This is a genomic window from Mesorhizobium sp. M7A.F.Ca.ET.027.03.2.1 (assembly GCF_003999175.1).
Taxonomy (GTDB): domain Bacteria; phylum Pseudomonadota; class Alphaproteobacteria; order Rhizobiales; family Rhizobiaceae; genus Mesorhizobium.
In genome coordinates, this window is the sequence record NZ_RZOM01001824.1 from 1 (window position 1) to 532 (window position 532).

Below are 532 nucleotides of genomic sequence, written 5' to 3' on the forward strand. Positions count from 1 at the left end.
CCCGACTCCTGCCGGCTGACCATCGACCGTCGTTTCCTGCTGGAGGAAGATCTCGACACCGTCAAAGGCGAAGTGACCGGTATTCTCGACCGGCTAAAGCGCGAGCGGACAAAATTCGACTACGAAATCCGCGACCTGATGGAAGTGCTGCCGCTGATGACCGAGCGCGACGCCCCGGTGGTCAAAGCGGTTGCGCAAGGCATCATGGCGATCTTCGACCGCGAACCCGACTACGTCATCTCGCCCGGCACCTACGACCAGAAGCACATTGCGCGCATCGGCCATATCTATGATTGCATCGCCTATGGGCCGGGCATTCTCGACCTCGCCCACCGGCCGGACGAATGGGTCGGGATATCGGACATGGTAGAATCGGCCAAGGTGATGGCGATAGGGCTCAACGTGCTGCTGCGCGGCACAGCCGCGGGGTAAGGCGCACCGCGACAAGCTTCGACCTGCCGATGCGGTGGCCAGGACAAAACATTCCCGGCCACCGCATCGGCAGGTCGAAGCTTGTCGCGGTGCGCCTTAC

Annotated in this window: 1 protein-coding gene; it reads left to right on the forward strand. The window is 62.2% G+C overall.

The window, feature by feature from the left end:
• The coding region (locus EN750_RS38285; protein WP_127399516.1) for a M20/M25/M40 family metallo-hydrolase at positions 1-432 on the forward strand (432 nt) is incomplete at its 5' end.
• Positions 433-532 lie beyond the last annotated feature (100 nt).